This window comes from Streptomyces sp. NPDC055013 (assembly GCF_053608645.1).
Genome location: NZ_JBSGVW010000007.1, coordinates 259,994 through 283,978, shown reverse-complemented (window position 1 = coordinate 283,978; position 23,985 = coordinate 259,994). Strand labels below are relative to the sequence as shown.

Below are 23,985 nucleotides of genomic sequence, written 5' to 3'. Positions count from 1 at the left end.
AGAGCGAGTAACTCCCACTCCTGGTCGGTGAGTTCATGGCGTCGTATCACCCCACCATGATCCACCCTCCGATGATCTTTGAAGACGGACCCTAGTGCCCCGAGTTGCCATGTGTAATCGGGCGCACGCAAAGGGTTGCATTGGAACTCTCAAAATGGAACTCTCAGATGAACCCGGCAGGAGCGTAGACATACGACGCGCGCCCCCGGCGCGCACTACCTTGCAGTCGCTCGCGAGAAGGCTTCAGGATCTGACGAATCGACACGAAGGATCCTGAACATGGCAGTCGGACCGACCACCCGTAGGCGTCAGCTCGGCGCCGACCTTCGACGCCTCCGCGAACTCAAGGGTTTGACCCTTGAGGATGCCGGGGCGCGAGTCGGCATCTCAAAGGCGACACTCAGCCGCTACGAGACGAAGGAGGGCACGGTCAAGTGGCCGGCTGTCGATGCCCTTTGCCGCGAATACGGCGCCTCCGACGAGGAACGTCTCGCGCTGGTAGATCTCGCGAAGGACGCCAAGATCCAAGGTTGGTGGCGATCACTCGCCGACCCCATCCCCGAGTCCATGAACCTCATGCTCACCCTTGAGGACGAGGTTGTACGCGAAGATCACTACGCCTGCATGTACGTACCCGGACTGCTTCAGACTCGCGCCTACGCCGAGGCGGTTCATCGAGCCTCGGAAGTGCAGTGCCCAGAACGAGAAGTCCAGCACATGGTGGACATCCGCATGAAACGGCAAGAGCTCCTCGATCGCGATGAGCCACCGCACATCTGGTGCGTGATCGATGAAGCAGCGCTCCGACGCAGGGTGGGCGGCCGCGAAGTCATGCAGGATCAACTGCGCCATCTGCTCACCATGTCGCAGCTACCTCACATCACCGTGCAAGTGCTGCCCTTCTCAGCTGGAGCACACGCAGCTGCCGTTGGCAGCTTTGTTGTCCTACGCGGTCCTGCTTCTGAGCTGGACGTCGTGTACGTCGACTTGCTTGGAGGTGGCCTCTTCATGGAGAAGCAAGGAGAACTGGAGCGTTATAGGTTGGCGTTCGAGTACCTCAGCGCACAGGCACTCGACCTTGAGTCCTCGGCAGAGATCATCCACCGTATAAGCAAGGAGCTGTGATGACGGCGCCCTCGCCCTACCAATGGTTCAAGTCCTCTTACAGCGGTGGCAGCGGGACTGAATGCGTGGAGTGTGCCCGCGTCGACGAAACCATTCTCGTGCGCGACTCCAAGCACGGCTGCGGGCCCCTCTTGTTGGTCCAGGGACAGGCTTGGCGGGCGTTCATAGGGATGTTGGGGAAGTACTGAAGAGGGCATCTGTGGCCCAGTTGGGCATTGGCCGACAGTGGACTTGTCACCAGTTCCGCGTGCACGCAATCCTCACCCGCGCCACAGAATGCGCAATCTGCTGCAATTCTTGAGTGCGCGGGTCTCCGCGCCTCGCACCCTGGAACTCCAACCAGTCTCAGCGGAGGGCGACATGACGCTCAGGTTCCTCGGCACCACCAGCGACGACGGCGACTGCCCCACCCTCTATGACATCGAGGGCACGGACGAGATCCTCGTCCAAGGCGAACGGGAGACCAACCCGGAACACCTCTCGCAGTTACGGGACGTAAAGGAGTCCGAGACATTCGTCCGGGTGCCCCGCAGTCTGCTGAGCCGCTACGCGCCCAGGAGCGACGCCCCTGAACTCCAGCCGTTCGCCTCGGTCTCCCGCCTCTTCCGTGACTTCAGGCACACGGCTTGGCGCCTGGAGACCCGCCGTGGGTACGCCTCCGATCGCAACGGCCCAAAATGGCAGCGGTTCCTCGTAGGAGAGGACATCGCCCGCGATCCCGACAACGCCTGGCGCGAGAATGTCCGCGCGCAGTCCGCGCAGGGCAAGCGCGTCGAGCGCGTTCGGCTGGTCGATGAACCGCCTACGCGGGGGCAGGAGTTCCTCCTGGCCAGTGCAGCCAGCAACATCGCAGCAGGCGAGGACATCCGCTGCTTGACCCGCACCCGGGCTCGGGAATTGCGTTTGCCGGACTACGACTTCTGGCTCTTCGACGCCAGGATTCTCGCCCGCTTCGCGTTCGACGACGAAGACACCACGCTGGGGGTGTACGTGATCCGGGATCCAGCTGAGGTCCTCGCCGCCTGCCAAGTCCGGGACGCGGCCTGGCACCATGCGGAACATACCGAAGAGTTCGCTAAGCGGGTACGTTCCACCGTGTGAGTACGGACTACCAGACGGCGAGAGAAGCCCTCGGCGCGCGGCTCCGTGAGCTGCGCGCCGAAGCTGGTCTGGACGGCAAGGACCTTGCCGCCAAGCTCGTTTGCCAGCCGTCGAAAGTATCGAGGCTCCAGAACGGCAAGCAGACTCCGTCCACGGCGGACCTGACCGCTTGGGCTCAGGCATGCGGTCGCCCGGAGGCCGAGGCAGAGCTCCAAGGCCTCCGGGCCGGGCTGGAGATGAAGCAGCGGCACCGGTCCTGGCGGCGTCAGCTCGCTGGCGGGCATCGCGGGCGGCAAGAGATCGCCGTGCGCCAGTCCGAAGCCACGAAGACAATCCGCGGGCTTGAGGTGTCCCGCGTTCCCGGGCTGTTTCAGACACCGGAGTACGCCCGCGTCATCTTCGAATCCAACGCAGAGTTCCGGGGGATCCCGGCCGCGACCGATGCCGCTGTCGAGGCCCGGATGCGCCGCCAGGAGTCGCTGTACGACCCCGAGAAGACGTTTCGTTTCCTGCTGTGCGAGGCAGCCCTGTATCACCGTTCATGCCCCGTGGACGTGATGGCTGAGCAACTGGACCGGCTGTACAACCTGGTAGGCCAGCGCCGGATTGAGATCGGCATTCTTCCGTTCGGCTCTCAGCTACGCCGTACGGCCCCGCACGCCTTCTGGATCTACGACCGTAGGTTGGTCATCGTCGAGACGATCAGCGAAGAGCTGTGGCTCACCGGCGAAGACGACATCCAGCTGTACGAGCGAGCGTGGAACTGGCTCGGCGAATCCGCAGAGTACGGGGCGCCAGCGCGCCGTCTGATCGGTCGGGCGAGGGTGTCTTTGGACCTCGAATAGGCAACCAGCCGCAAGCACAGCGGCATCGGGCGCAATCAGACGCAATCGCAGCGCAAGCCCGCAATGGTGACGCCTAACGTCCTGGTCATGGCCACAAAGTCCACCGCCCGGTCCACCCTGCAAGCCAGCTCCAGTCCCAGCACTCGGAACCTCAGCGCCGCGGCTCTCCTGTTCCCTGCGGAGACATTCAGATGAGTACCGCTGCAACAGCCGACGAACGCAATGCCCCGTCGCTCGGCGAACTCCTCGTAGCCTCTGCGACCGGCCTTTGTCGACGCACCGCAGTACAGGCCCTCGTAGAGGAAGAGAGACTCCTTTCCCTCGACAACGTCCGTGCGGCGCTCGTAACGAAAAGCGACGACGTCATGACGTGCCGATGGCAGAGCTTGGCGGCACGCTTCTACACGCTCGGCCTCGATGAAGGAGATCGTGCGTTCCTTGGCTTGGTGCTCTCGATGGCCGGGGTGCGCCAAAGTCACCTGGCCGCAGTAGAGCATCTCGACGAGCGTCGCCTGAAGATCGTCCTTCAGGCAGTCGTGCGACTCGCCCGCAGCGATCGAATCGCAATCGGTGCGCGTCTCTGAACTGACACGCCAAAGCTCACCCACGAAGGTCACCCGGTTTTGAGGGGCATCTGTGCTCCACGCCAGATCAAGGCCGCCAAGCCTCCGCTCCGACTCCACCATCAGCGGTTCAAGCCCGAAAGGGGCACCACCCGATGAGCATGACCGTCGCCACCGAACCTCGCAACGGACGCTCCCTGGTCACCGACACCGAGTTCGACATGCTCGCCGCCTTCTGCGCTGACGAATACGGCCTCGAACGCTGCGTGGCCGATCGCGTCGTCGACCAGGCCCTCGCACTGGTCTACGTCATGGGCTCCACAGGCGAGGGCGCAGCCATGGCGCCGTCCGAGCTGGTCGACCCGGGCTGGCACACACTGATCCTGCACACGGGCTGGTACGCGACTTGGTGCGAGAAACAGTTCGGCTACTTCCTGCACCACCAGCCGAACTCCAAGGTCCGTACGCGCGGCCTGATGGTCGATGTCGTGGGAAAGGTCAGGGCGGCCGGCTTCGAGGTGGACGAGCGACTCTGGGGCACAGCCGCCGACTGCAATCCGCCCGCTTGCTGCGGTGATGGACCCTGCTGCTGAGCAGCGTTTTCTCCAACCACGTTGTCGGCAGGGCGGGTTGGTGTTCTTCGGCTCCAACCGCTCCAACCCGCCCGTCCCGTGTAGGAACGGACTCACACCGTGCCCCTCACCGAACTGACCGCAACCAGCCGCGTGACCGTCTTCCCCCTCGAAAACCTCACCGTCGCCTACACCACCCAGTCCAGCGATCGGCGAGGTCTGGGGGACATCGGACTTGTCGCGGTCATCGACGCGCAGAGCGAAGGGGAGGAGTTGTGGCGGCTGGCCCGTGACCTGGGTGGGCGTACCCTCAGCGAAGACCAGGCACGGTGGATTCTCACGCAGGCCGGCCGTGCCCGCATGGTCAATACGTACGCCAACCTGCCCGACGAGACATGGACGGCGTATGTCCGCCGCCGCTTCGAACTCGACGCCCTGTTCGCCAACCACGACATCCTGCTGACCGGCAGGATTGCCCTGTCTGGACCGGGGGCGGTGTCGGCCGTCGAGAAGAGGGCCTGGAGGGGAGAGCCATGACCGGGCCTGGCCCGTATGAGCTGACCCCCACCAGGGTGGGCCTCCATGATTTCGGCCAACTCACCCTTCCCGCGCGCCGTTCTCTGCCCTGACTGCACAACGCCCTGCTCGAAACCGGGACTGCGCCCAGTGCGTAATCGGCAAGGCCGGCCTTGCCTCCCAGAACGGCCCAGGAGGCGGCGGCGACGCTCAGGACGTCTCTCGCTGGGCTTCGTGAGGCCCAGAGGGGCCCGGGCCGACCCGGAAGGCCGTCGAAGGAGGCAGGCGGCGCCTGAACGAGCGTCAGCGTCCAGGCGACCGCACCCGGCTGATTGACACTCAGGCCGCGTGGTCCGTTTGGCATCCCCGATGAGCGCCCAGGCGCATATCGGATTAGCCTCCCAAATGAGCGCAATGTGGATCTTTAGGTGTGCGCTCTCGACCCAAGGAGGAAAAATGCGCAAGCTTCAGAAGGCCGCCGTTGCGGCCGCGATGGTCGGGACCCTCAGCCTCATAGCCACCGGCACCGCCTCCGCTCAGCCTGCCTACGACGGTCATGGTTGTAAGTCTCACGACCAGAACATCAACCTGCTCAACAACATCGGACTCGCCAACGGCGCATTGGGCAACTTGCTCAATGGCGAGGGCTCTCCGGGCGCGCAGCACAACCACGTCGGCTCCAGCTGCGGACACCACTGATCGACAGGGATCGTGTTACGTAGCTCGCTGATGCGAGTCTCGGCGCCCGGGCGGCCTCCGTCCGGGCGCTGAGGCCTGTCTCGCTACCAAAGTTGCAGGTCCGTCGACCAACGGCCGATGACACAGCCTGCGGCTGCCTTCAGACTCGGCACAGCACAGCACAGCACAGCACAGCACGGCACCGGGCAGCGCCGCGGTCGGGCTGGGCCTCGTCGGAGCGAGCAGAAGCGTAGGTGTGGGGGATATGAGGGGTACGGGGGATCTTTCGAAGAAGGGCCGTCCGTCGGTTGGCGGAGCTGAGCCAGATGCCGTCGAGATCGCCGAGTCGGCCTGGCTTCTCACGCTCTTCTGCGTGGGGTGCGGGGCCGGTATCGGGTGGTTGGTCACCCTGCTGGCGAAGTGGCTCGTGACGTGGGACTGGGCGCCGTTGCAGGGGCCGGCCGAGCTGGTGACCTCGGTTCCCGAGCCGTGGCTGACCGTGGGTGGCGTCGGGGTGGGGGCGCTGGTGGGGCTGGTGGTGGGGTTCATCGCCGTGCATGAGTCGTTGGCGGTGAGTGTCTCCGCCGGTCGTGTCGTCCTCAGGGTCAGGGACTCTTCGCAGGAGTTCGGGCGGGATGAGATCGCCCTGGCGGCGCGGGACGGTAAGCAGCTCGTGCTGCTCGGGGCGGACGGAATGGAGATCGCTCGGGAGGAGTGCGGGCTGTCCTGGCAACGGGTCGCCGACGCCTTCGCCGAGCACGGTTACCGGTGGGCCGATGAGGATCCGCACCGGGAGGAGTTCCGGCGCTGGGTTCCGGGGATGCCCGGGCTGCCCGAAGGGGCGGACGCGCTGTTCAGGGCTCGGGCGGACGCGCGGGAGAAGGACGAGGGCGCCGACGACGCCCGGGAGCTGCGCGGGGAGCTGCTGCGGCTCGGCGTGGTCGTACGGGACGAGAAGCGGCGGCAGTACTGGCGTATGCCCCAGACACCCCAGATGCCTCAGACACCTCGTACGCCTCAACAGTCCTGAAGCACCGGCGCACCTGGGCCGCCGGGCCTGGGCTGGGCGTCGGCTGGGAGGATTGCGCGGACCACAGAGGAAGAAGGGGGATGAGCATGATCGTGCTCGTCTTGGTCGGCGTTCTCCTGCTCGCCGTCGCGGGGTGCGTGTGTGTCGTGTGGGCGTCTCGGGGCGGCCCGCGCTGGGTGCGTGGGGTGGCCGCCGTGACCCTGGGACTGGGCGAGGTGGTGCGGGTGTTGGGCCGTTCCGGACGTGGGTCGAGGTCCGGCTCGAACTCCGGCTCGGACGACTGACGCCGTACGGCCGCGAGGCGAGCGTGGGCCGCGCCGACATGGGTGACGGTCGGCGCGGCCCCGCGTGAGGTGACGTCAGCCGGTCGCCCCCGACGGCGGGCCGGTTGTCGCCTCGCCCTTGCCCTCCGTCAGGAGCCACTCACGGTTCAGGGCGCCCAGCGGGATCTTCTTCTGGAAGACGGGCGTGCCGAAGATGGTCAGTTGCAGCTGGAGGGAGCCGGTGAGGTCCACGCCGCCGTAGAGGGCGTAGGAGCCGGCTACCGAACCCGTGCCGTCGGAGGAGCCCTCGGCCGATGCCTCGGCGTGGGCGCGGACGTACGGGGCCAGGTCCGCGGTGACGCCTACGGTGCCGTAGAGGCCCACGGTGGCCTCGGCGCCGAGCGCGGCCTTGACGTCGCCGGCCGCGGTGACCTTGGCCTTGAGGGGCTCGCCGGTCATCTCGGACTCGCTGACCGGGGTCCAGCCCTTGGTCCAGGAGAAGGTGCCGCCGACGCGGAAGTCGCCCTTGATGTCCTGTTCGACGTCGACCGTGACGCGGCCGTCCGCGTTCACCTGGATGTAGCAGGTGAGGTCCAGGTTGACGACCACGGGGATCGGGCCGACCTGGATCACCGGGTCGGAGTGGAGCTCGGCGAAGGGGATGCGGATCGGCTGCCCGTTCGTCGAGCCGGCCGCGCGGCCCTTCAGGGACCACTTCGAGGCCCAGTCGCCGGACAGGCCCAGGAAGGCACCGCCGGGCGAGGCGCCCGTGCCGTCGCCGGAACCGTCGTACGAGAACGCGACCTCGGGCGCGAGCTGGACGAAGCCCTCCACGGACGCGGCCGCCGACGCCGGGGCGCCCTCGGCCGTGGCCACCGCGGCACCCACGTCGATACGGAGGCTGCCCAGCGGGAGTTTCGCGCCCTCGGGGCCGAAGTGGAGGTCGCCGGTCTTCGCCCAGGAGACCTTCACGCCCTTCAGGAGGGGCTCGACCTCCATGGCCGACGGGTCCACCGGGACCGTGCCCTTGGCCTTGCTCTCGCCGAGCACGGAGTTGAGCTTCGCCGGTTCCGTGTCGACCGTAGTGTCGCCGTCCTCCGTGGCGCCCACGACCTGCGTGACCTCGGCCAGCACGCCGTCGGGGGCGCCGGGGGCGGGGGCGCTGGCGATGAAGTCGCCGACGGACACCGGGGGTTGGGCGGAGGTGGAGGCCGAGGCGGAGGCGGAGGGGCTGGTCGAAGGCTTCGCGGGCGACGTGGACGAGGTGGGTGAAGGGCCGGTACCGGCCGACGGGGCGCCGGGCGGCTTCGCCACGGACGGCGACGAGATGACGGCCCGTCCGGACTTCCTGTCGTACGAGGCGACCTTGAGGGACGACTTCTTCGCCGTGCCTCCTTCACCTCCGTCGGCGACGGCGGTGGGAGTGGCCGTACCGGACGGGGCCGACACGACGGCGAGTTGTTCCTCGACCGCGGCCGGGTCGGGGGTCTCGGCCGCCGCCCTGTTCGCCGGGTCGGTGGTGGTCGGGGAGGTGGACGAGCAGCCCGTGACGAGTACGGCCGCGATGGTGGCAGCCGTCAGTAAGGCATGCCTCTTGAGCTTGGGTCTGTGCACGCGTGTTCCTCGGGAGCGGGGTATGGGGGTGCGCTTCAGGAGGTGACACATGGGGAGCGGGCACGCCGGTCATCCAGGCGTGCCCGTACGGCCGTTGCCGCGCGGTGCGCGGACGGTGGTTACCCCCCAGTAGTCACGCATGAGCATGCCAGCACCGCGGGGGCAGCACCCGCTTTCTTTTCGGGGGGTGGCGGTGACGTGGGTCACAGCCGACTGCTGGTCAGGTGCCGCAGTCGCCGCCGGGGTACCAGGCGCCTCCGCCTCAGGCTCAGGCTCCGCCCGGGGGTCCGGGTCCGGCTTCGGCTTCGGCTTCGGCTCATCCGAATACGGCGCCTCATGGCCCGGGCATCTCCGGCTGCGCCCCTCCCACTCCCCCGGCTGTGCGCCGGTAATTGGTTGTCCCGTGAAATCGGCCCGTCCTACAGTGAGTTCACTTCGAAGAGACGTTCCCCGGGAAGCAAGCCGCAGAGCGGGAACGGCCCACCTCACCGAGCCGGCGAGCCACACCGAGGTGCAGAAGGGGCGGCAGTCGTCTTTGTCGACCCCTCTTTCGGAGGCCCTTCATGAACGTCGGTACGAACGTGGGCATCGGCCTGCCCATCGGCGACCCGGCCGCCCTGCTCACCTGGGCCCGGCGCGCGGACGCCGGTCCCTTCAGCACGGTCGGCCTGCTGGACCGGCTCGTCCACGACAACCCCGAACCGCTGGTCGCCCTCGCCGTCCTGGCCGGTGCCACCACCCGCATCCGCGTGCAGACCGAGGTCCTGCTCGCCCCGCTGCGCGACACCGCCCTGCTGGCCAAGCAGGCCGCCACCCTGGACCGGATGACCGGGGGCCGTCTCGTCCTCGGCCTGGGCGTCGGCGGCCGGGACGACGACCACCGGGCCGCGGGCACCGACCTGCGCACGCGGGGCCGGCGCATGGACGCGCAGATGGCCACGATGCGCCGCCTGTGGTGGGGCGATCCGTACGGCGACGGCGTCGGCCCCATCGGTCCGGCGCCCGCTCGCCCCGGCGGCCCGGAGATGCTGTTCGGCGGCTTCCAACCGGCCGCGCTGGAACGCGTCGCACGCTGGGGCGACGGCTTCCTCGCGGCCGCGCCGCCCTCCTGGGCGGGCGGCCTCTTCGACACCGTCCGCGAGTTCTGGAAGGAGTACGGCCGCGACGGCGAGCCCCGCCTCGTCGCTCAGGTCAACGTCGCACTCGGCCCACCGGACGTGCTCGACGACGCCCGCGCCCGCATGCACGCGTACTACGCCTTCACCGGCATGGCCGACCGTATGGTCGCCGGCCTCCTCACCACGCCCGCCGAGATCCGCACCGCGCTCACCGCCTTCGCCGACCTGGGCGCCGACGAGGTCATGCTCTACTGCTACGGCCTGGACCCGGACCAGGTCGACCGACTGGCGGATGTGCTGTGATCCCGGATCTGTGACGCCGGCGCGACCTAGCCCGTGAGACCCGCGAGACCCGTGTCTGGAGGACATGTGTTCCTGGTGTACCTGCTGTTCGTCGTCATAGCGGTGATCACCGCAGTCGGGCTCTGCGGCCACGGCGCCCGCACCCTGGCCGACCGGCGCGCACAACGCACGGGCACACCCGGCTTGCTGCGCGGGCTCGCGGCCCTCGCGGGCGCCGGTGCGTGCGTCCTGTACGCCTGGGGGCTGCTCGCCGTCACAGGCGCGGTGATGACGGCGGAGGACGGCGGAACCGACTCGTCGCCACCTCGGTCCTGCCGCACGGCGGGCTGGGAGGAACGGCATCAGCAGGGCGCCGAGATCGTCGACTACAGGGTCACGTACGTCCCTCTCGGCTTCGTCTGCGAGACCAGCGACGGCGGGAGTTACGACAACGGCGACGTGCCCGGCTACGTCAACCCGGGCGTCCTGGTCCTCGCCCTCACCGCCGCGGGGTGCGCCATCGGCGCGGGGTACGTGTCGGAGCTGCGTGCCCGGGCCGGGCTGCGGAAGGGGAAGGCCGGTTAGCCTCGGCCCATCGAGGCCGGCAGGAGTTGCCGGCCGAAGTGGTGGGAGGCAGACATGGCGAAGATCCCCAGCGCGGCGGTTGCCGCAGGCGGACTCGTCGGCGGCTACGGCGTGGCCCGCTGGACCAGGAAGCGGCAGCTCGGCGGGGCCGTACTGGCGGTCGCCGGGGCCGCGGCCGCGCAGCAGTGGCGGCAGCAGGCGGGCGGGAAGGCCGCGGGCGCACTGACCGCCGCGTACGTCGCCGCCTTCGCCGGTTCGCACCCGCTGGCCAAGAAGGTGGGCGCCTGGCCCGCCGTGTTCGGGGTGGCGGGGGCGGTGGCCCTGGCGTCGTGGGCGGTGGCGGACCGGCGGGGCTGACCCGAGCCGCCCCGACGCACCGCCACCGGGCGCCGCACGCCGCTAGGCCCCATGGCTCAGCACATTCACCACCCGCCCGTTCGGGTCCCGTACGAAGAACCGCCGTACGCCCCACTCCTCGTCCCGCAGTTCTCGTACGATCTCCGCGCCCGACGCGAGCACCTGGGCGTACACGGCGTCGACGTCCTCGACCTCCACGCTCAGGTCGGGGACGACCGGAGCGGTGCGTTCCGCGGTGAAGAAGCTGATCTGGGCGGTGGGGTTGGCGGGCGACGCCAGGGTCATCACCCAGCCCATGTGCATCACCTCCTCGAAGCCGAGCAGGCCGTAGAAGTCCCGGCTGGTCGCCATCTGTTCCTCGGACCCGACCTGGAAGTCGGGCATGATCCTGCGGATCGTCATCGCATGCGGCTCCTGTTCGGTGGCCGGAGTTTTCTGTTATCCCCGGCAGTGTCTCCCCGTCTCCTCACCGTCCCCAGCCCCAGGCACGCGAGGAATGAGCCACGTGACACGACAGATCAGCCGCCGGAGCATGCTCAAGGCCACGGGTGCGACCGCGGGAGCCGTCGGTATCGGTACGACCGCCCTCGCGCCCCCGGCAGCCGCGGCCGACGCCTCGTTCGCGCACCCCGGCCTCCTGCACACCCGCGCCGACCTGGACCGGATGGCCGCCGAGGTGAAGGCCGGCGCCGGCGCCCACACGGCCGGGTTCGCCAAGCTGACCGCCAACCGGCACGCGCAGCGCGGCTGGACGGCCAACCCGCAGGAGACCGTGGTCCGGGGAGGCGCCGGCCAGAACTACGCGATCCTCTACAACGACGTCCACGCCGCCTACCAGAACGCCCTGCGCGGCCACGTCAGCGGCGACAGCGCCCATCTCGACACCGCCGTGGCGATCCTCAACGCCTGGTCGGCCGAGCTGACCACGCTGGCCGGCAACGCCGACCGCTTCCTGGCGGCCGGGATCTACGGCTACCAGATCGCCAACGCCGCCGAACTCGTCCGCGACCACCCCGACTTCGAGCTCGGCCGGTTCCAGGAGATGCTGACCACCGTCTTCGCACCGCTCAGCGACAGCTTCCTGGTCAAGCACAACGACGCCGTCGTCTCCAACTACTGGACCAACTGGGACCTCACCGCCATGTGCTGCGTCCTGGCGACCGGCATCCTCTGCGACGACAAGGCGCAAGTCGCCCGCGCCGTCGAGTACTTCAAGCACGGCGAGGGGCTCGGCTCGATCCGCAACGCCATTCCCGTCGTACGCGACGACGGCCTCGCCGAGTGGCTGGAGGCCGGCCGCGACCAGGGGCACGCCCTGCTCGGCGTCGGGCTGATGGGCACTTTCTGCGAGATGGCCTGGAACCAGGGCATCGACCTGTACGGCTACGACGACAGCCGCTTCCTCAAGGGCGCCCAGTACGTGGCCAAGTGGGCGATGGGCGGGGAGGTGCCCTTCACCGCGAACACCCGCAGGAAGGGTGCGATCAACGGCTGGTCGGGGTCGGAGACCGTGACCGAGGCCGCGCCCGTGGACCCGGCGATGACCCGCCCCATCTGGGCGATGATCGCCAACCACTACACCAAGCGCCGGGGCCTGCCGGCGTCGTACCTCACCCGCATCGCCGCGAAGGCCTCGCCGGAGGGCGGCGGCGGGGACTACGGGCCCAACAGCGGCGGGTACGACCAACTGGGCTTCGGCACGCTGACGTTCACGCGCGACAAGGCCACCGGGACAGGGGCGGGCACGGGCGGTTCGGCCGGTCCGGCTGCTACAGGAGAGGCGACCCCGGCAGCCGGGGCGGGGGCGACAGCGGGGTCGGACGCCCGGCCGAGGACGGCGGCCACGGCATCGCCCTCCGCGTCCGCCTCTTCCTCCGCCACCGGCGATCTCGCCGCCACCGGCTCCCACGACGTCATCGGCTGGACCGCCGCCACCGGCGTCACCGCCCTCGCCGGCGGCCTGTTGCTCCTGCGGCGCAGGGAGCGGGTCCGGCGCGCATCCCGGTAGGGCTACGCCCCTGTTCCCACCTCACCCTCCGCCCGGGCCGGCTTCGTCACCGCCGTGAGCGGCCGGGCGATGTCCTCCAGCGACCGGCGTTCCGCGCGGACCGCGAGGAAGGCCGCCACCAGGCCCGCCAGGCACATCAGGGCCGCGCCGATCTGGAAGGCGAGGACCGTGTCGCCGACCTTGCCCGTCGCGGTGAGGTCGGCGAAGAGCAGGGGGCCGCTGATACCGCCGGCGGCGGTGCCGAGGGCGTAGAAGAAGGCGATGGACATCGCGCGGGTCTCCATCGGGAAGACCTCGGAGACCGTGAGGTAGGCGCTCGACGCGCCGGCCGACGCGAAGAACAGGACCGCGCACCAGCAGGCCGTCAGCGTGCTCGCGCTGAGCGTGCCCTGGTCGAACAGCCAGGCCGTGCCGAACAGCAGGATGCCCGAGAGCAGGTACGTCGACGAGATCATGATGCGGCGGCCGACCGTGTCGAACAGCCTGCCCAGCAGCAGCGGGCCCATGAAGTTGCCGAGCGCGATGACCGCGAAGTAGTAGCCGGTGCTGCCGCTCGGGACGTCGTAGAACGTGGTCAGGATCGCGCCGAAGCCGAAGGTGATGGCGTTGTAGAGGAACGCCTGGCCGATGAACAGGGAGAACCCGAGGATCGCCCGCCTGCGGTACTTCGAGAAGACCGTGCGGCCGATCTCCATGAACGTCACGCTGCGGCGCTGGCGGATGGTGAGCTCGCCCTCGGCGCGCGGCAGCGGCTCGCCCCGCTCGGCCTCCACCCGTTCCTCGATGGTGGACACGATCCGTTCCGCCTCGTCGTCGCGGCCGTGGATCAGCAGCCAGCGTGGGCTCTCCGGGACGTGCCGCCGGACCAGGAGGATCACCAGGGCGAGGACGGCGCCGAGCGCGAACGTCAGCCGCCAGCCGACGTCCGCAGGGAAGATCGCCGTGTCCAGCGCGACGATCGACAGCAGCGAGCCGCCGACCGCGCCCAGCCAGAAGCTGCCGTTGATCATCAGGTCGACGCGGCCGCGGTACTGCGCCGGGATCAGCTCGTCGATCGCGGAGTTGATCGCCGCGTACTCGCCGCCGATGCCGAAGCCCGTCAGGAAGCGGAACAGGAAGAACCACCAGGTGTGGAAGGAGATCGCGGTCAGGGCCGTCGCCGCCAGGTACACCGCCAGCGTGATCATGAACAGCTTCTTGCGGCCCCACCGGTCGGTCAGGCGGCCCCAGAACAGGGCGCCCAGGCAGGCACCGGCCACATACAGCGCGGCGGCCAGGCCGGTGACCTGGCCGGAGGTGATCGGCAGTCCGCTGCCGGGCTCGGAGAGGCGTGGCGCGATGTTGCCGACGACCGTGACCTCCAGCCCGTCCAGGATCCACACGGTGCCGAGACCGATCACGATCGTCCAGTGCCAGCGCGACCACGGGAGGCGGTCCAGGCGGGCGGGGATGTCGGTCGTGACGGTACGGCCGGTCTCGGCCTCTGCGGTGGTCATGGGCCCCCTCCTCATCGAGCGGAACCCGTGCCGAGTGCCCTGGAGGGGGCGGTCCTACGCCCCCAGCGCCCGCGACACCGTGTAGATCACCAAGCCGGCGAGCGACCCGACCACCGTGCCGTTGATCCGGATGAACTGCAGATCGCGTCCGATGTGCGCCTCGATCTTCTTCGTCGTGTGCTCGGCGTCCCAGCTCGCCACGGTGTCCGTGATCAGGGAGGTGATCTCCTTGCGGTAGGTGGTGACGACGTACACCGCCGCGCCCTCCACCCAGCCGTCGACCTTGGCCTGCAGCCGCGGCTCGACCGCCATCCGCGCGCCCAGCGACAGCAGCGAGGCACGCACGCGCAGGCGCAGCTCGCTGCGTTCGTCCTCGGCCGCCGAGACGATCATCGACCGGACGGCGGTCCACGCCGAGGCGATCAGGTCCTGGACCTCGCCGCGTCCCAGCACCTCGCCCTTGAGCCGCTCGACACGCGCGCGGGTGTCCGTGTCGGACTGGAGGTCGGAGGCGAAGTCGGTGAGGAAGCGGTCGAGGGCGCCGCGGGCCGGGTGGGAGGGCATGTCGCGCATCTCGGTGACGAAGCGGAGCAGCTCCTTGTAGACGCGCTCGCCGACCCGCTTGTCGACGAACTTCGGGGTCCAGCCGGGGGCGCCGCCCTGGACCGCGTGCATGATCTCCTCGTCGTGCAGGATCAACCAGTGCTGGGCCCGCGCGACGATCAGGTCGACGGCCCGCTTGTGGCCGCCGTCCGCGACGATCTTGTCCAGCATCTTCCCTATGCCGGGCGCGATCTCCTGGGCGTCCGCCCGCCGGGTGATGGCCTCCCCCACGACCGCCTGGACGTCCGCGTCGCGCATGACCGCCAGGGCGCCTCTGAGCGCCGCGGACAGCTCGGCCGTCACGCGGTCCGCGTGCTCCGGGTCCGCCAGCCACGCCCCCAGCCGGCTGCCGATGCCGACGGCGCGCAGGCGCTGTCGTACGACGTCCTCGGAGAGGAAGTTCTCCCCGACGAACTCGCCCAGTGAGACCCCGAGCTGGTCCTTCTTGTTGGGGATGATCGCGGTGTGCGGGATGGGGATGCCCAGCGGGTACCGGAACAGGGCCGTGACCGCGAACCAGTCGGCGAGCGCGCCGACCATGCCGGCCTCGGCTGCCGCCGCGACATAGTTCGCCCACTCGCCGGCGCCCTGGTGCGACGCCACCTTGGCGAGGACGTACACCAGTGCCACGAACAGCAGCAGCCCGGTCGCGGTGAGCTTCATCCGCCGTACGCCGCGCTGTTTCTCCTCGTCGGCGGCGGTGAACGTCGTCATCGCACGTACGGCCGATGCGGGGACGCGCCGGTTACCGGCAGCGCCCGGCCGGGCATGCTGCCCTACGTCACGCGTTCCCGTTTCTTCCGGATTCGTACGTTCCATTCCGCTCCACCCGTCCAGGATCCCCCGTACTCATTGTCCCTACCTGACCGACTCCTGGAACGAAACAAGAGTTCCCGGCGTCTGTTCGTGGGGGGAGGTCGATGACGAACTCCGGATGAACGCCGGCGGCCCAATGGGGGGTCCGTGCAACTCCCCTCCGCCTTATGACGCATCATGAGGTGATCACATCGGAGCCTCGGGCTCCCATCCGCCCGAGGAGACACGCACCGCATGACCAGGCGTAACGGTTATGCCTTGCTCGCCGCGATCGTCACCCTGATCGTCACGCTTTCCGCGGCCATATATGTCGGAGTCGCCTCCGACGACGGCAGCGCCACCAGCAAGAGCACCCCCACCAACGAAGGCGCCCCCCGGGGCCCCGCCGCCCCGGCCTCCACCGGCATCTGGGTCGGCGCCTGGTCGACCTCCCCGGTCGGCTCCGAGCCCGGCACCGAGGTCGAGGGCCTGGCAGGCCGCTCGGTGCGCAACGTCGTGCACACCAGCGTCGGCGGTACGAGTGCCCGGATCACGCTGTCCAACCTCTACGGCCAGTCCGCGCTGACCATCACGCACGCGTCGGTCGCCGTGTCCGCCGGCACCGGGACCGCGGCGGCGATCGTGGACACCATGCGCCGGCTGACCTTCGGCGGCAACACCACGGTCGTCATCCCGCCGGGGCAGCAGGTGCTGAGCGACGCCGTGCGCCTCGCCGTCCCCGCGGACACCGACATCCTTGTCACCACCTACTCCCCCACCCCGTCCGGCCCGGTCACCTACCACCCGCACGCACGCCAGATCAGCTACGTCGCCGAGGGCGACGTCACCGAGGACGCGACCGGCGTGGCGTACACCGGGCAGGTCGGTTCCTGGCGCTACCTGACCGCGCTGGACGTCCTCAGCAACGAGTCGCACGGCACCGTCGTGGTCTTCGGCGACTCGCTGACCGACGGCATCACGTCCACCGAGAACGCCAACCGGCGCTGGACGGACGCCCTCTCGCGCCGGCTGCGCGCGGCGATCACGGCCCGTCAGGACGTGCCGCGCTACAGCGTCGTCAACCAGGGCATCAGCGGCAACCAGATCCTCGTCAGCGGCACCGGGCGCCCCGCGAACAACGAGGCCGGCCTCACCCGCTTCGGCCGCGACGTCCTCGCCCGTACGAACGTCAAGGTCGTCGTCATCGACCTCGGCGTCAACGACATCCTGCGCAATCCCCGGCTCGCCGACCCCGACCGCATCCTCGACGGCCTGCGCGCCCTGGTCCGCCAGGCGCACGCCCGCGGCATCAAGGTCGTCGGCGCCACCCTGATGCCCTTCCAGGGCCACCGCGGCTACACCGACGCCCGCGAGAACGTGCGCCAGCAGATCAACGCCGAGATCCGCAGCGGCCGGGTCTTCGACGCGGTCGCCGACTTCGACGAGGCCCTGCGGGACCCGTACAACCCCCGCAAGTTCCGCCCCGACTACGACTCCGGCGACCACCTCCACCCCAGCGACAAGGGCTACGACCGGATGGGCGAGGCCTTCGACCTGCAGGACTTGAGGGGCGCGGCCCCGGCGAAGCTGTAGGCCGGCCGAGGGCGGCAGCGTCCGCCCCGGCAGCAGCGACCCCAGCCTGGAGGCCACATGTCCCCGGAGCCTGCGTGCGGTCGTGCCGCTGGAGGCAACTCCCGTCCCCCAGAAGGGCGGGACCCGCAAGTCGCGGGCGGGCATCCCACCGCCGCCTCAGCCCCGACGCCGGTCGCAGGCCACACCGCTCGGCGGGGCCTGCGGGCCGCAGCCGCCGGCCAACCCACCCTGGGGGCAGTCGTGCCGCTGGAGGCAGCGCCCGTCCCGTAGAAGGGCGGCACCGCACGAGCCGTGGGCGGGCATCCCCACCGCCGCCCCGGCACCGGGCGTCACGCAGCCGACGGGCGCTCAGTCGTCGTCCCGCTCCCGCGTCCGCCGCTTCCCGTGCCGGTCATGGGCGTTGCGCCACATCTCCCGATGCTCCTCGAGCATCTCGTGGTGCGCCTCGTACTGCTCGTGCCGCTCGTCCCGGGCCGAAGCCCGCAGCTCCCGTCGCTCGGCCCGCCGCTCCAGCTTCTCGCGCCGCCGTTCCTCCCGAAGGGCCTGCCGCTGGGCCCGCGTATGCTTCCGCTCCACCCCGACGCCGCCCCAGAAGGCGAACCCGGTCACGATCACGCGAGGGGCACCCGGATCGCCCGGTACGCCCTCCTCCCGTTGGTCGAACCCGCCCATGATCCCGATCCCGCGCACCACGACCTCGACCCCGGGCGGCACGGTCACCTGCATCCCGCCCATGATCGCGACGCAGTTGATCACGACCTCCCGGTCCGCGAAGTTGGCGTCGCGCAGATCGATCTCCCCGCCGCCCCAGAACGCGAACGCGTTGAACCGCCGGGGCACGGTCCACCGCCCCTTGCGCTGGAACCCCGACATCACGGCGACACCCGCCGTGGAAGACCCCTCGCCGCCGACGATCCGGTCCGCCCAAGTCACGTGCCCCGCTTCGGGCTTCTTGACCATGTCGACCTTGGGAGCGGCCACCGTGCCGACGGGCAGGTCCCGGGTCAGCGGCGCCAGCTCTCCGTACGTACGAGCCTTGTACACGGCGTCCAGGCGCTCCCCGAACTCCTCCATGTCGAGACGCCCCTCCGCAACGGCGTCCCGCAGGACCTCGGCGACTCGTTCACGGTCTGCGTCGGAGGCACGGAGCTCCGGGACGTCGTCGGTCATGTACAGCAGCCTACGAGTAACCCCGCCCGTGGGCTACGAGATCGCTCGCTCGGCCTGTCCCGGCGGGGGCTTGGGGGTGTCACCCAACGAGTGCAGCATCTTGGCGATCACGGCCTCGATGTCCGGCTCCCGCACCGACAGATCCACCAGCGGATACTCCGCCGCGATCCGCGCCACCAGCACCGCCGCCGACTCGGCCGCCGGGAACGCCAGCCACTGCCGCGGCCCCTCCACCTTCACCACCCGCGCGGGCGGCGCCTCGATCGGCGGCAGCTCCCGCTCCAGGTCGACGACCAGCGTGCGCTCGCTCTCCCCCACCTCGTGCAGCCCGGCGAGCGGACCGTCGTACATCAGCCGCCCGTGGTCGATGACCATCACCCGCGAGCACAACTGCTCGATGTCCTGGAGATCGTGCGTGGTCAGCAGCACCGTCGTGCCGCGCTCCCCGTTCAACTCCCGCAGGAACTCCCTGACCTTCGCCTTCGAGATCACGTCGAGTCCGATCGTCGGCTCGTCCAGGTACACCACCTCGGGATCGTGCAGCAGCGCCGCCGCGATGTCGCCCCGCATCCGCTGCCCGAGGGAGAGCTGGCGCACCGGGACGTCCAACAGCGCACCCAGGCCGAGGAGTTCGACGAGCCGGTCGAGGTTCTCCCGGTAACGGCCGTCCGGGATGCGGTACATACGGTGCATCAGCTTGTACGAGTCGATCAGCGGCAGGTCCCACCACAGCGTCGTACGCTGCCCGAACACCACCCCGATCCGGTGCGCGAGCCGCATCCGCTCGCGGGACGGGTCGATGCCGGCGACCCGGAGCCGGCCGCCGCTCGGGGTCAGGATGCCGGTCAGCATCTTGATCGTCGTCGACTTGCCGGCGCCGTTCGGCCCGATGTAGCCCACCATCTCGCCGCGTGCCACACGGAAGGAGATCGAGTCGACGGCCCGTACCTGGCGCCGCTCCCGCTTCAGGAAACCGGTCTTCTTGCGCACGTCGAAGACCTTCTCGACGCCTTCGAGTTCGATGAACGCGTCCGCCATGCCGTCCATGGCACTCATGCCGTCCATGTCATCCACCGCTGCCCCTAACTCCCCGTACTCCGATACGACCGCAGCCCGGCCCGCCACGCCAGACCGGCCAGTGCACAGCACACCGCCGCCACCAAGGGCGATGCGAAGGCCGCCCACTGGGGCAGGCCGAGCGGATACGGGCGCTCCAGCACATAGGAGGCCGGCACCCAGTTGACGAAGGCGAGCGGCAGCACGAACGTCACCCCGCGCACGAAGTCCGTCCCGAACACCGTCGGCGGATACTGCAACAGCGTGGTGCCGCCGTACGTGAACGCGTTCTGCACCTCGGCGGCGTCCTGCGCCAGGAACTGGAAGGACGCGCCCGCCACGAACAGGGCGCAGAAGATCACCCCGCCGCAGACCACCATCACCGGCACCAGCAGCACCTTCGCCGCGGTCCAGTCGACGTCGACGGCCAGCAGCCCCCAGCCCAGCACCAGCGCGCCCTGGGTGATCCGGCCGAGGCGGCGCAGCGCGAAGTGGTCCGCGGCCACCTGGGCCAGCACCGGGACTGGCCGCACGAGCAGCGTGTCGAACGAGCCGTCGCGCATCCGGCCGCCGAGGACGTCCATCGAGCCGAAGGTCAGGTCGGCGATCCCGAACGCCGTCGCGGACAGCCCGTACAGGAAGGCGACCTCGGGCAGCGACCAGCCGCCCAGCGAGTCGACCTGCGAGAACATCAGCAGGATCGCCACGAAGTCCAGGCCGGTCACCAGCAGGTTGCCGACGACCGTGACGACGAAGGAGGCGCGGTAGGTCATGGCGGACCGGATCCACATCCCGGCGATCAGCCGGTAGGCCCGCAGCCCCTCACCGGCCCGGGACACCCTGACGGCACCGGAGATCTCACCCACCCTGCACCACCACCCGCCGCGTGGCCGCCGACTGGACCAGCCGCCCGGCCGCCAGCAGCACCACCGCCCACGCCGCCTGGAAGGCGTACGCCCGCAGCGGATCGGTCTCCCCCATCAGCACGTCCGCCGGCATCTGGAGCTGCGCCGCCCAGGGCAGCACGCGCACGATCTCGCCGAGGACGCCAGGGAAGGCGTTCAGCGGCAGCACCATGCCCGAGAAGAAGATCCCCGTGATCATCAGGGCCTGGTTGACGCCCATGCCGTCCATCAGCCAGAACACGCTCAGGGCCGCCAGATAGCGGATCGCGAAGCTGACGAGCGTCGCGAGCAGGAGTGTGACCGTGAAGGCCGCCCAACGGGTGACGTCCGTCGGCAGCGCCATCGGGAAGAAGAGCGCGCCGAACACGAACGGGACCACGCCGCGCCCCAGCATCTGGAACAGCGCCCGCCCCACGTCGCCCGCCAGCCACCACAGCTGGAGATCGGCCGGCCGATACAGGTCGACGGCGATCTCACCGGTGCGGATGCGCTGCATCAGGTCCTTCTCGGCGCCGCCGCCCTGGATGGCCAGCGTCGCGTACAGGCACTGGCCCAGCCACACATAGGTGACGGCCTGGGTCTGGTCGTAGCCGCCGAGATGCGGCTTCTCGTCCCACAGCGCCAGATAGGTGTAGACGAGGATCACGCCGAAGACCGTGTTGGTGAACACCCCGGCCGCGGTTGCCGCCCGATAGGTCGCGTACCTTCTGAACCCGCCCACCGCGACGGCTAAGTACAACCGCCCCGATCCCACATCCACAGCCCTCCTCGCCCGCGCCCGGCACCGAAGCGCAGGAGCCTAGTGCGCCCGCGGCGGGGGCTGCCAGCCAATTTCCGGGCTCCACCTGGCGGGAGAGTCTGCTCACTTTGCGCAGACACGCGCCGGTTTCCGGGAACGGAACGCCCGGTGCGAGAGTCTTCAGCAATGGGGGCGCATTAGGCGTACGAGGCGTACGGGAACGTACGACGCGAAACAGGAGTCCGTGCACGAGATGAGCGACGAGCCGCAGCCACAGCCGCAGGGGCAGGCCCAGCAGCCGAACGAGAAGCCCGAGCGGCCGAAGAGGACGGGCTGGCGGCGGATCATCCCGACCTGGCGGACGGTCCTCGGCACCTTCGTCATCGGCACCATGCTGCTGTTCGGGCTGTTCTTCCTGGGCTACTCCCTGGTCAAGATCCCGCCGGCCAACGCGCTCGCGACCAAGCAGGCCAACGTGTACATGTACGCGGACGGATCGGTGATCGCCCGCGACGGCCAGGTCAACCGGGAGAACGTCACCCTGGCGCAGATGTCGAAGGACGCCCAGCACGCGATCCTGGCCGCCGAGGACCGCGACTTCTACACCGAGTCCGCGATCGACCCCAAGGCGATGCTGCGCGCCGGCTGGAACACGGCGACCGGCAAGGGCAAGCAGTCCGGCTCCACGATCACCCAGCAGTACGTGAAGAACTACTACCTGCGTCAGGAGCAGACCGTCACCCGCAAGGTGAAGGAGTTCTTCATCTCGATCAAGCTGGACCGCGAGAAGACCAAGAACGAGATCCTCGAGGGCTACCTCAACACCAGCTTCTTCGGCCGCAACGCCTACGGCATCCAGGCCGCCGCCCAGGCCTACTACGGCATGGACGCCAAGGACCTCGACCCGGGCCGCGCCGCCTATCTGGCCGCGCTGGTCAACGCGCCCAGCGAATACGACGTCGTCGCCCACCCGGAGAACAAGTCCGCGGCCCTGGCCCGCTGGAACTACGTCCTGGACGGCATGGTCACCAAGGGCTGGCTCAGCGAGTCGAAGCGGGCGGGCATCAAGTTCCCGATGCCCAAGGAGGCGACGGCCTCCACGAGCCTGTCCGGGCAGCGCGGCTACATCGTGCAGATCGTCAAGGACTATCTGACCCAGAACAAGATCGTCAGCGCGGAGGAGCTGGAGGCGGGCGGCTACCGCGTCACGACCACCCTCCAGAAGAACCGGCAGGACGCCTTCGTCGACGCCGTCAACGACAAGCTGATGTCGAAGCTCGACAAGAAGAACAACAAGGTCGACAACTACGTCCGCGCGGGCGGCGCCTCCGTCGACCCGAAGACCGGCAAGGTCGTCGCGATGTACAACGGCATCGACTACGTCAAGCAGTACACCCCGAACGCCACCCGCCGGGACTTCCAGGTCGGCTCCACCTTCAAGCCGTTCGTGTTCACCTCGGCCGTGGAGAACGGCTCGACGACGCAGGACGGCCGCCCGATCACCCCCAACACGATCTACGACGGCACCAACAAGCGCCCGGTGCAGGGCTGGACGGGCAGCTACGACCCCGCGAACGAGGACGACGTGTCCTACGGCGACATCAGCGTCCGCGAGGCCACCGACAAGTCCGTCAACTCGGTGTACGCGCAGATGGCCGTCGACGTGGGCCCCGACAAGGTGAAGGACACCGCGGTCGAGCTGGGCCTGCCCGCGGGCACCCCCGACCTCCAGCCGTACCCGTCGATCGCGCTCGGCACGGCCACCGCCAGCGTGCTGGACATGGCGGAGGCCTACGCGACGCTCGCCAACCACGGCAAGCACGGCACGTACACCATGATCGAGAAGGTCACCAAGGACGGCGCCGACGTCATCGAGCTGCCGGAGCGCGAGACCTCCCAGGTCGTCAGCCGCGAGGCCGCCGACACCACGACGTCCGTCCTGCAGAGCGTCGTCGACAACGGCACCGCCACCGCCGCGCAGGCCGCCGGCCGACCGGCGGCGGGCAAGACCGGTACCGCGGAGGAGGACACCGCGGCCTGGTTCGCCGGGTACACCCCCGACCTCGCCACCGTCGTCGCCGTCATGGGTCAGGACCCGGTCACGGCCAAGCACAAGTCGCTGTACGGCGCGATGGGCCTGGCCCGCATCAACGGCGGTGGGGCGCCCACCGAGATCTGGGCCCAGTACACCGAGGACGCGCTGAAGGGGAAGCCGGTCAGCGACTTCGACCTGGAGCTCCAGGAGGGCTCGGACGTGCCCCAGTACCCGACGACCGACCCGACCGGGGGCGACGAGGGCATCGGCGGCCAGGACGACGGCGGCACCACCGGGGAGCCGACCCCCGGTGGCCAGGACACCGAGGGCCAGACCGGCGGTGAGACGCCGGGTGAGACGGACGGCGGCACGACGGGCGACACGACCGGCGGCACCACCGACGGCGGCACCACGGACGGCGGCACGACCGGCGGGACCGACACCGGCGGCACCACCGACGGCGGCACGACGGACGGCGGCACGACCGGCGGGACGGACACCGGAGGCACCACCGACGGCGGCACGACGGACGGCGGCACCACTGGCGGCGGAACCGACACCGGCGGAGGCGGAGGGACGTCCGGGAACACCGGCGGCCCCCGTCAGTGACCGCTGGTCGCCTTGAGCCCCACCACGGCGACCAGCAGCAGACAGACGAAGAAGATCCGCGCGGCGGTGACCGGCTCCCCCAGCACCACCATGCCGACCACCGCCGCGCCGGCCGCCCCGATGCCCACCCACACGCCGTAGGCGGTACCGATGGGCAGGGAGCGCGCGGCGTAGGACAGCAACAGCATGCTGGCGACGATGCCGGCGCCGGTGAACAGGCTGGGAACGAGCCGGGTGAATCCGTCGGTGTACTTCATGCCGATCGACCAGCCGACCTCGAGCAGACCGGCGACGACGAGCAGAACCCAGGCCATGACAGGCACCTCC

Annotated in this window: 25 protein-coding genes; 15 read left to right on the top strand and 10 right to left on the bottom strand. The window is 69.5% G+C overall.

Features of this window, described 5'->3' with window-relative positions:
• Nucleotides 1–279: 279 nt before the first annotated feature.
• The 4 genes from ACWGDB_RS12550 (at nucleotide 280) to ACWGDB_RS12535 (ending at nucleotide 3,071) form a co-directional block, all read left to right on the top strand.
• Entirely contained in the window at nucleotides 280–1,125 is an 846-nt protein-coding gene (locus tag ACWGDB_RS12550) for a helix-turn-helix domain-containing protein (protein ID WP_453822393.1), read from the top strand.
• The gene (locus ACWGDB_RS12545) at nucleotides 1,125–1,313 is read left to right on the top strand and encodes a DUF397 domain-containing protein (protein WP_453822392.1); all 189 of its coding nucleotides are present in this window, start codon (nucleotides 1,125–1,127) and stop codon (nucleotides 1,311–1,313) included. The genes ACWGDB_RS12550 and ACWGDB_RS12545 overlap by 1 nt, the downstream gene beginning before the upstream one ends.
• Nucleotides 1,314–1,485: 172 nt before the next feature.
• Complete coding sequence (locus ACWGDB_RS12540) at nucleotides 1,486–2,226, top strand: DUF6879 family protein (RefSeq protein ID WP_453822407.1); 741 nt, start codon at nucleotides 1,486–1,488, stop codon at nucleotides 2,224–2,226.
• Complete coding sequence (locus ACWGDB_RS12535) at nucleotides 2,223–3,071, top strand: helix-turn-helix domain-containing protein (RefSeq protein ID WP_453822391.1); 849 nt, start codon at nucleotides 2,223–2,225, stop codon at nucleotides 3,069–3,071. Before ACWGDB_RS12540 ends, ACWGDB_RS12535 begins: the two co-directional genes overlap by 4 nt.
• A gap of 35 nt (nucleotides 3,072–3,106) precedes the next feature.
• Here ACWGDB_RS12535 and ACWGDB_RS12530 read toward each other — a convergent pair whose 3' ends face one another.
• Nucleotides 3,107–3,757 (bottom strand): hypothetical protein, encoded by a 651-nt coding sequence (locus ACWGDB_RS12530; RefSeq protein ID WP_453822390.1) that lies wholly within the window; start codon nucleotides 3,755–3,757, stop codon nucleotides 3,107–3,109.
• Nucleotides 3,758–3,789: 32 nt separating this feature from the next.
• On the opposite strand from ACWGDB_RS12530, the gene ACWGDB_RS12525 reads away from it, so the two are divergent.
• From ACWGDB_RS12525 to ACWGDB_RS12505, 5 genes are all read left to right on the top strand, one after another.
• Nucleotides 3,790–4,227: a hypothetical protein gene (locus tag ACWGDB_RS12525; RefSeq protein WP_453822389.1), complete on the top strand. Its 438-nt coding sequence runs from the start codon at nucleotides 3,790–3,792 to the stop codon at nucleotides 4,225–4,227.
• A 99-nt stretch (nucleotides 4,228–4,326) separates the two neighbouring features.
• Nucleotides 4,327–4,743: a hypothetical protein gene (locus ACWGDB_RS12520; protein ID WP_453822388.1), complete on the top strand. Its 417-nt coding sequence runs from the start codon at nucleotides 4,327–4,329 to the stop codon at nucleotides 4,741–4,743.
• Between the two features lie 435 nt (nucleotides 4,744–5,178).
• Nucleotides 5,179–5,421, top strand: a complete 243-nt coding sequence (locus ACWGDB_RS12515) for a hypothetical protein (protein ID WP_453822387.1) — start codon at nucleotides 5,179–5,181, stop codon at nucleotides 5,419–5,421.
• Nucleotides 5,422–5,665: 244 nt separating this feature from the next.
• Nucleotides 5,666–6,430 carry a YqeB family protein gene (locus ACWGDB_RS12510; protein WP_453822386.1) on the top strand — a complete coding sequence of 255 codons (765 nt, stop codon included), beginning with the start codon at nucleotides 5,666–5,668 and terminating at the stop codon, nucleotides 6,428–6,430.
• Between the two features lie 86 nt (nucleotides 6,431–6,516).
• Complete coding sequence (locus ACWGDB_RS12505; RefSeq protein WP_406415866.1) at nucleotides 6,517–6,714, top strand: hypothetical protein; 198 nt, start codon at nucleotides 6,517–6,519, stop codon at nucleotides 6,712–6,714.
• A 75-nt stretch (nucleotides 6,715–6,789) separates the two neighbouring features.
• Here ACWGDB_RS12505 and ACWGDB_RS12500 read toward each other — a convergent pair whose 3' ends face one another.
• On the bottom strand, nucleotides 6,790–8,307 hold the full coding sequence (locus ACWGDB_RS12500) for a hypothetical protein (protein WP_453822385.1): 1,518 nt from the start codon (nucleotides 8,305–8,307) through the stop codon (nucleotides 6,790–6,792).
• A 563-nt stretch (nucleotides 8,308–8,870) separates the two neighbouring features.
• Here ACWGDB_RS12500 and ACWGDB_RS12495 point away from each other — a divergent pair.
• From ACWGDB_RS12495 to ACWGDB_RS12485, 3 genes are all read left to right on the top strand, one after another.
• The gene (locus ACWGDB_RS12495) at nucleotides 8,871–9,728 is read left to right on the top strand and encodes an LLM class flavin-dependent oxidoreductase (RefSeq protein WP_453822384.1); all 858 of its coding nucleotides are present in this window, start codon (nucleotides 8,871–8,873) and stop codon (nucleotides 9,726–9,728) included.
• 66 nt (nucleotides 9,729–9,794) lie between these two features.
• Nucleotides 9,795–10,292, top strand: a complete 498-nt coding sequence (locus ACWGDB_RS12490) for a hypothetical protein (protein ID WP_453822383.1) — start codon at nucleotides 9,795–9,797, stop codon at nucleotides 10,290–10,292.
• 54 nt (nucleotides 10,293–10,346) lie between these two features.
• Entirely contained in the window at nucleotides 10,347–10,649 is a 303-nt protein-coding gene (locus ACWGDB_RS12485) for a hypothetical protein (RefSeq protein ID WP_362382965.1), read from the top strand.
• Between the two features lie 42 nt (nucleotides 10,650–10,691).
• Here the strand turns inward: ACWGDB_RS12485 and ACWGDB_RS12480 are convergent, their stop codons facing one another.
• Nucleotides 10,692–11,051, bottom strand: coding sequence for a VOC family protein (locus ACWGDB_RS12480; protein ID WP_453822382.1), 360 nt, complete (start codon nucleotides 11,049–11,051; stop codon nucleotides 10,692–10,694).
• A 94-nt stretch (nucleotides 11,052–11,145) separates the two neighbouring features.
• On the opposite strand from ACWGDB_RS12480, the gene ACWGDB_RS12475 reads away from it, so the two are divergent.
• On the top strand, nucleotides 11,146–12,657 hold the full coding sequence (locus ACWGDB_RS12475) for an alginate lyase family protein (RefSeq protein ID WP_453822381.1): 1,512 nt from the start codon (nucleotides 11,146–11,148) through the stop codon (nucleotides 12,655–12,657).
• A gap of 2 nt (nucleotides 12,658–12,659) precedes the next feature.
• On the opposite strand, the gene ACWGDB_RS12470 is transcribed toward ACWGDB_RS12475, so the two are convergent.
• Both ACWGDB_RS12470 and ACWGDB_RS12465 read right to left on the bottom strand, forming a co-directional pair.
• On the bottom strand, nucleotides 12,660–14,153 hold the full coding sequence (locus ACWGDB_RS12470; protein WP_453822380.1) for an MFS transporter: 1,494 nt from the start codon (nucleotides 14,151–14,153) through the stop codon (nucleotides 12,660–12,662).
• A 54-nt stretch (nucleotides 14,154–14,207) separates the two neighbouring features.
• A complete protein-coding gene (locus ACWGDB_RS12465) occupies nucleotides 14,208–15,575 on the bottom strand; it encodes a DUF445 domain-containing protein (RefSeq protein ID WP_453822379.1) in 1,368 nt (455 codons plus the stop codon).
• Nucleotides 15,576–15,806: 231 nt separating this feature from the next.
• Here ACWGDB_RS12465 and ACWGDB_RS12460 point away from each other — a divergent pair, with 231 nt between their 5' ends.
• Entirely contained in the window at nucleotides 15,807–17,144 is a 1,338-nt protein-coding gene (locus ACWGDB_RS12460) for an SGNH/GDSL hydrolase family protein (protein ID WP_453822378.1), read from the top strand.
• A 348-nt stretch (nucleotides 17,145–17,492) separates the two neighbouring features.
• On the opposite strand, the gene ACWGDB_RS12455 is transcribed toward ACWGDB_RS12460, so the two are convergent.
• From ACWGDB_RS12455 to ACWGDB_RS12440, 4 genes are all read right to left on the bottom strand, one after another.
• Nucleotides 17,493–18,314, bottom strand: coding sequence for a DUF1707 SHOCT-like domain-containing protein (locus ACWGDB_RS12455; RefSeq protein WP_453822377.1), 822 nt, complete (start codon nucleotides 18,312–18,314; stop codon nucleotides 17,493–17,495).
• A gap of 33 nt (nucleotides 18,315–18,347) precedes the next feature.
• A complete protein-coding gene (locus ACWGDB_RS12450; protein ID WP_453822376.1) occupies nucleotides 18,348–19,379 on the bottom strand; it encodes an ABC transporter ATP-binding protein in 1,032 nt (343 codons plus the stop codon).
• Nucleotides 19,380–19,396: 17 nt separating this feature from the next.
• Complete coding sequence (locus ACWGDB_RS12445; protein WP_453822406.1) at nucleotides 19,397–20,161, bottom strand: ABC transporter permease; 765 nt, start codon at nucleotides 20,159–20,161, stop codon at nucleotides 19,397–19,399.
• 67 nt (nucleotides 20,162–20,228) lie between these two features.
• Complete coding sequence (locus ACWGDB_RS12440; RefSeq protein ID WP_453822405.1) at nucleotides 20,229–21,029, bottom strand: ABC transporter permease; 801 nt, start codon at nucleotides 21,027–21,029, stop codon at nucleotides 20,229–20,231.
• A 238-nt stretch (nucleotides 21,030–21,267) separates the two neighbouring features.
• Here ACWGDB_RS12440 and ACWGDB_RS12435 point away from each other — a divergent pair, with 238 nt between their 5' ends.
• Entirely contained in the window at nucleotides 21,268–23,658 is a 2,391-nt protein-coding gene (locus tag ACWGDB_RS12435; protein WP_453822375.1) for a transglycosylase domain-containing protein, read from the top strand.
• Here the strand turns inward: ACWGDB_RS12435 and ACWGDB_RS12430 are convergent.
• Nucleotides 23,652–23,972 (bottom strand): DMT family transporter, encoded by a 321-nt coding sequence (locus ACWGDB_RS12430; protein ID WP_453822374.1) that lies wholly within the window; start codon nucleotides 23,970–23,972, stop codon nucleotides 23,652–23,654. The two genes, ACWGDB_RS12435 and ACWGDB_RS12430, sit on opposite strands and share 7 nt — an antisense overlap.
• Nucleotides 23,973–23,985 lie beyond the last annotated feature (13 nt).

Excerpts from the sequence above, each read along its gene's own strand:
- ACWGDB_RS12550 (WP_453822393.1), top strand. The coding sequence starts at position 280 with ATGGCAGTCGGACCGACCACCCGTAGGCGTCAGCTCGGCGCCGACCTT.
- ACWGDB_RS12545 (WP_453822392.1), top strand. The coding sequence starts at position 1,125 with ATGACGGCGCCCTCGCCCTACCAATGGTTCAAGTCCTCTTACAGCGGT.
- ACWGDB_RS12540 (WP_453822407.1), top strand. The coding sequence starts at position 1,486 with ATGACGCTCAGGTTCCTCGGCACCACCAGCGACGACGGCGACTGCCCC.
- ACWGDB_RS12530 (WP_453822390.1), bottom strand. The coding sequence starts at position 3,757 with ATGGTGGAGTCGGAGCGGAGGCTTGGCGGCCTTGATCTGGCGTGGAGC.
- ACWGDB_RS12525 (WP_453822389.1), top strand. The coding sequence starts at position 3,790 with ATGAGCATGACCGTCGCCACCGAACCTCGCAACGGACGCTCCCTGGTC.
- ACWGDB_RS12515 (WP_453822387.1), top strand. The coding sequence starts at position 5,179 with ATGCGCAAGCTTCAGAAGGCCGCCGTTGCGGCCGCGATGGTCGGGACC.
- ACWGDB_RS12510 (WP_453822386.1), top strand. The coding sequence starts at position 5,666 with ATGAGGGGTACGGGGGATCTTTCGAAGAAGGGCCGTCCGTCGGTTGGC.
- ACWGDB_RS12505 (WP_406415866.1), top strand. The coding sequence starts at position 6,517 with ATGATCGTGCTCGTCTTGGTCGGCGTTCTCCTGCTCGCCGTCGCGGGG.
- ACWGDB_RS12495 (WP_453822384.1), top strand. The coding sequence starts at position 8,871 with ATGAACGTCGGTACGAACGTGGGCATCGGCCTGCCCATCGGCGACCCG.
- ACWGDB_RS12485 (WP_362382965.1), top strand. The coding sequence starts at position 10,347 with ATGGCGAAGATCCCCAGCGCGGCGGTTGCCGCAGGCGGACTCGTCGGC.
- ACWGDB_RS12480 (WP_453822382.1), bottom strand. The coding sequence starts at position 11,051 with ATGACGATCCGCAGGATCATGCCCGACTTCCAGGTCGGGTCCGAGGAA.
- ACWGDB_RS12475 (WP_453822381.1), top strand. The coding sequence starts at position 11,146 with ATGAGCCACGTGACACGACAGATCAGCCGCCGGAGCATGCTCAAGGCC.
- ACWGDB_RS12470 (WP_453822380.1), bottom strand. The coding sequence starts at position 14,153 with ATGACCACCGCAGAGGCCGAGACCGGCCGTACCGTCACGACCGACATC.
- ACWGDB_RS12465 (WP_453822379.1), bottom strand. The coding sequence starts at position 15,575 with ATGGAACGTACGAATCCGGAAGAAACGGGAACGCGTGACGTAGGGCAG.
- ACWGDB_RS12460 (WP_453822378.1), top strand. The coding sequence starts at position 15,807 with ATGACCAGGCGTAACGGTTATGCCTTGCTCGCCGCGATCGTCACCCTG.
- ACWGDB_RS12455 (WP_453822377.1), bottom strand. The coding sequence starts at position 18,314 with ATGACCGACGACGTCCCGGAGCTCCGTGCCTCCGACGCAGACCGTGAA.
- ACWGDB_RS12450 (WP_453822376.1), bottom strand. The coding sequence starts at position 19,379 with ATGGACGGCATGAGTGCCATGGACGGCATGGCGGACGCGTTCATCGAA.
- ACWGDB_RS12445 (WP_453822406.1), bottom strand. The coding sequence starts at position 20,161 with ATGTGGATCCGGTCCGCCATGACCTACCGCGCCTCCTTCGTCGTCACG.
- ACWGDB_RS12435 (WP_453822375.1), top strand. The coding sequence starts at position 21,268 with ATGAGCGACGAGCCGCAGCCACAGCCGCAGGGGCAGGCCCAGCAGCCG.
- ACWGDB_RS12430 (WP_453822374.1), bottom strand. The coding sequence starts at position 23,972 with ATGGCCTGGGTTCTGCTCGTCGTCGCCGGTCTGCTCGAGGTCGGCTGG.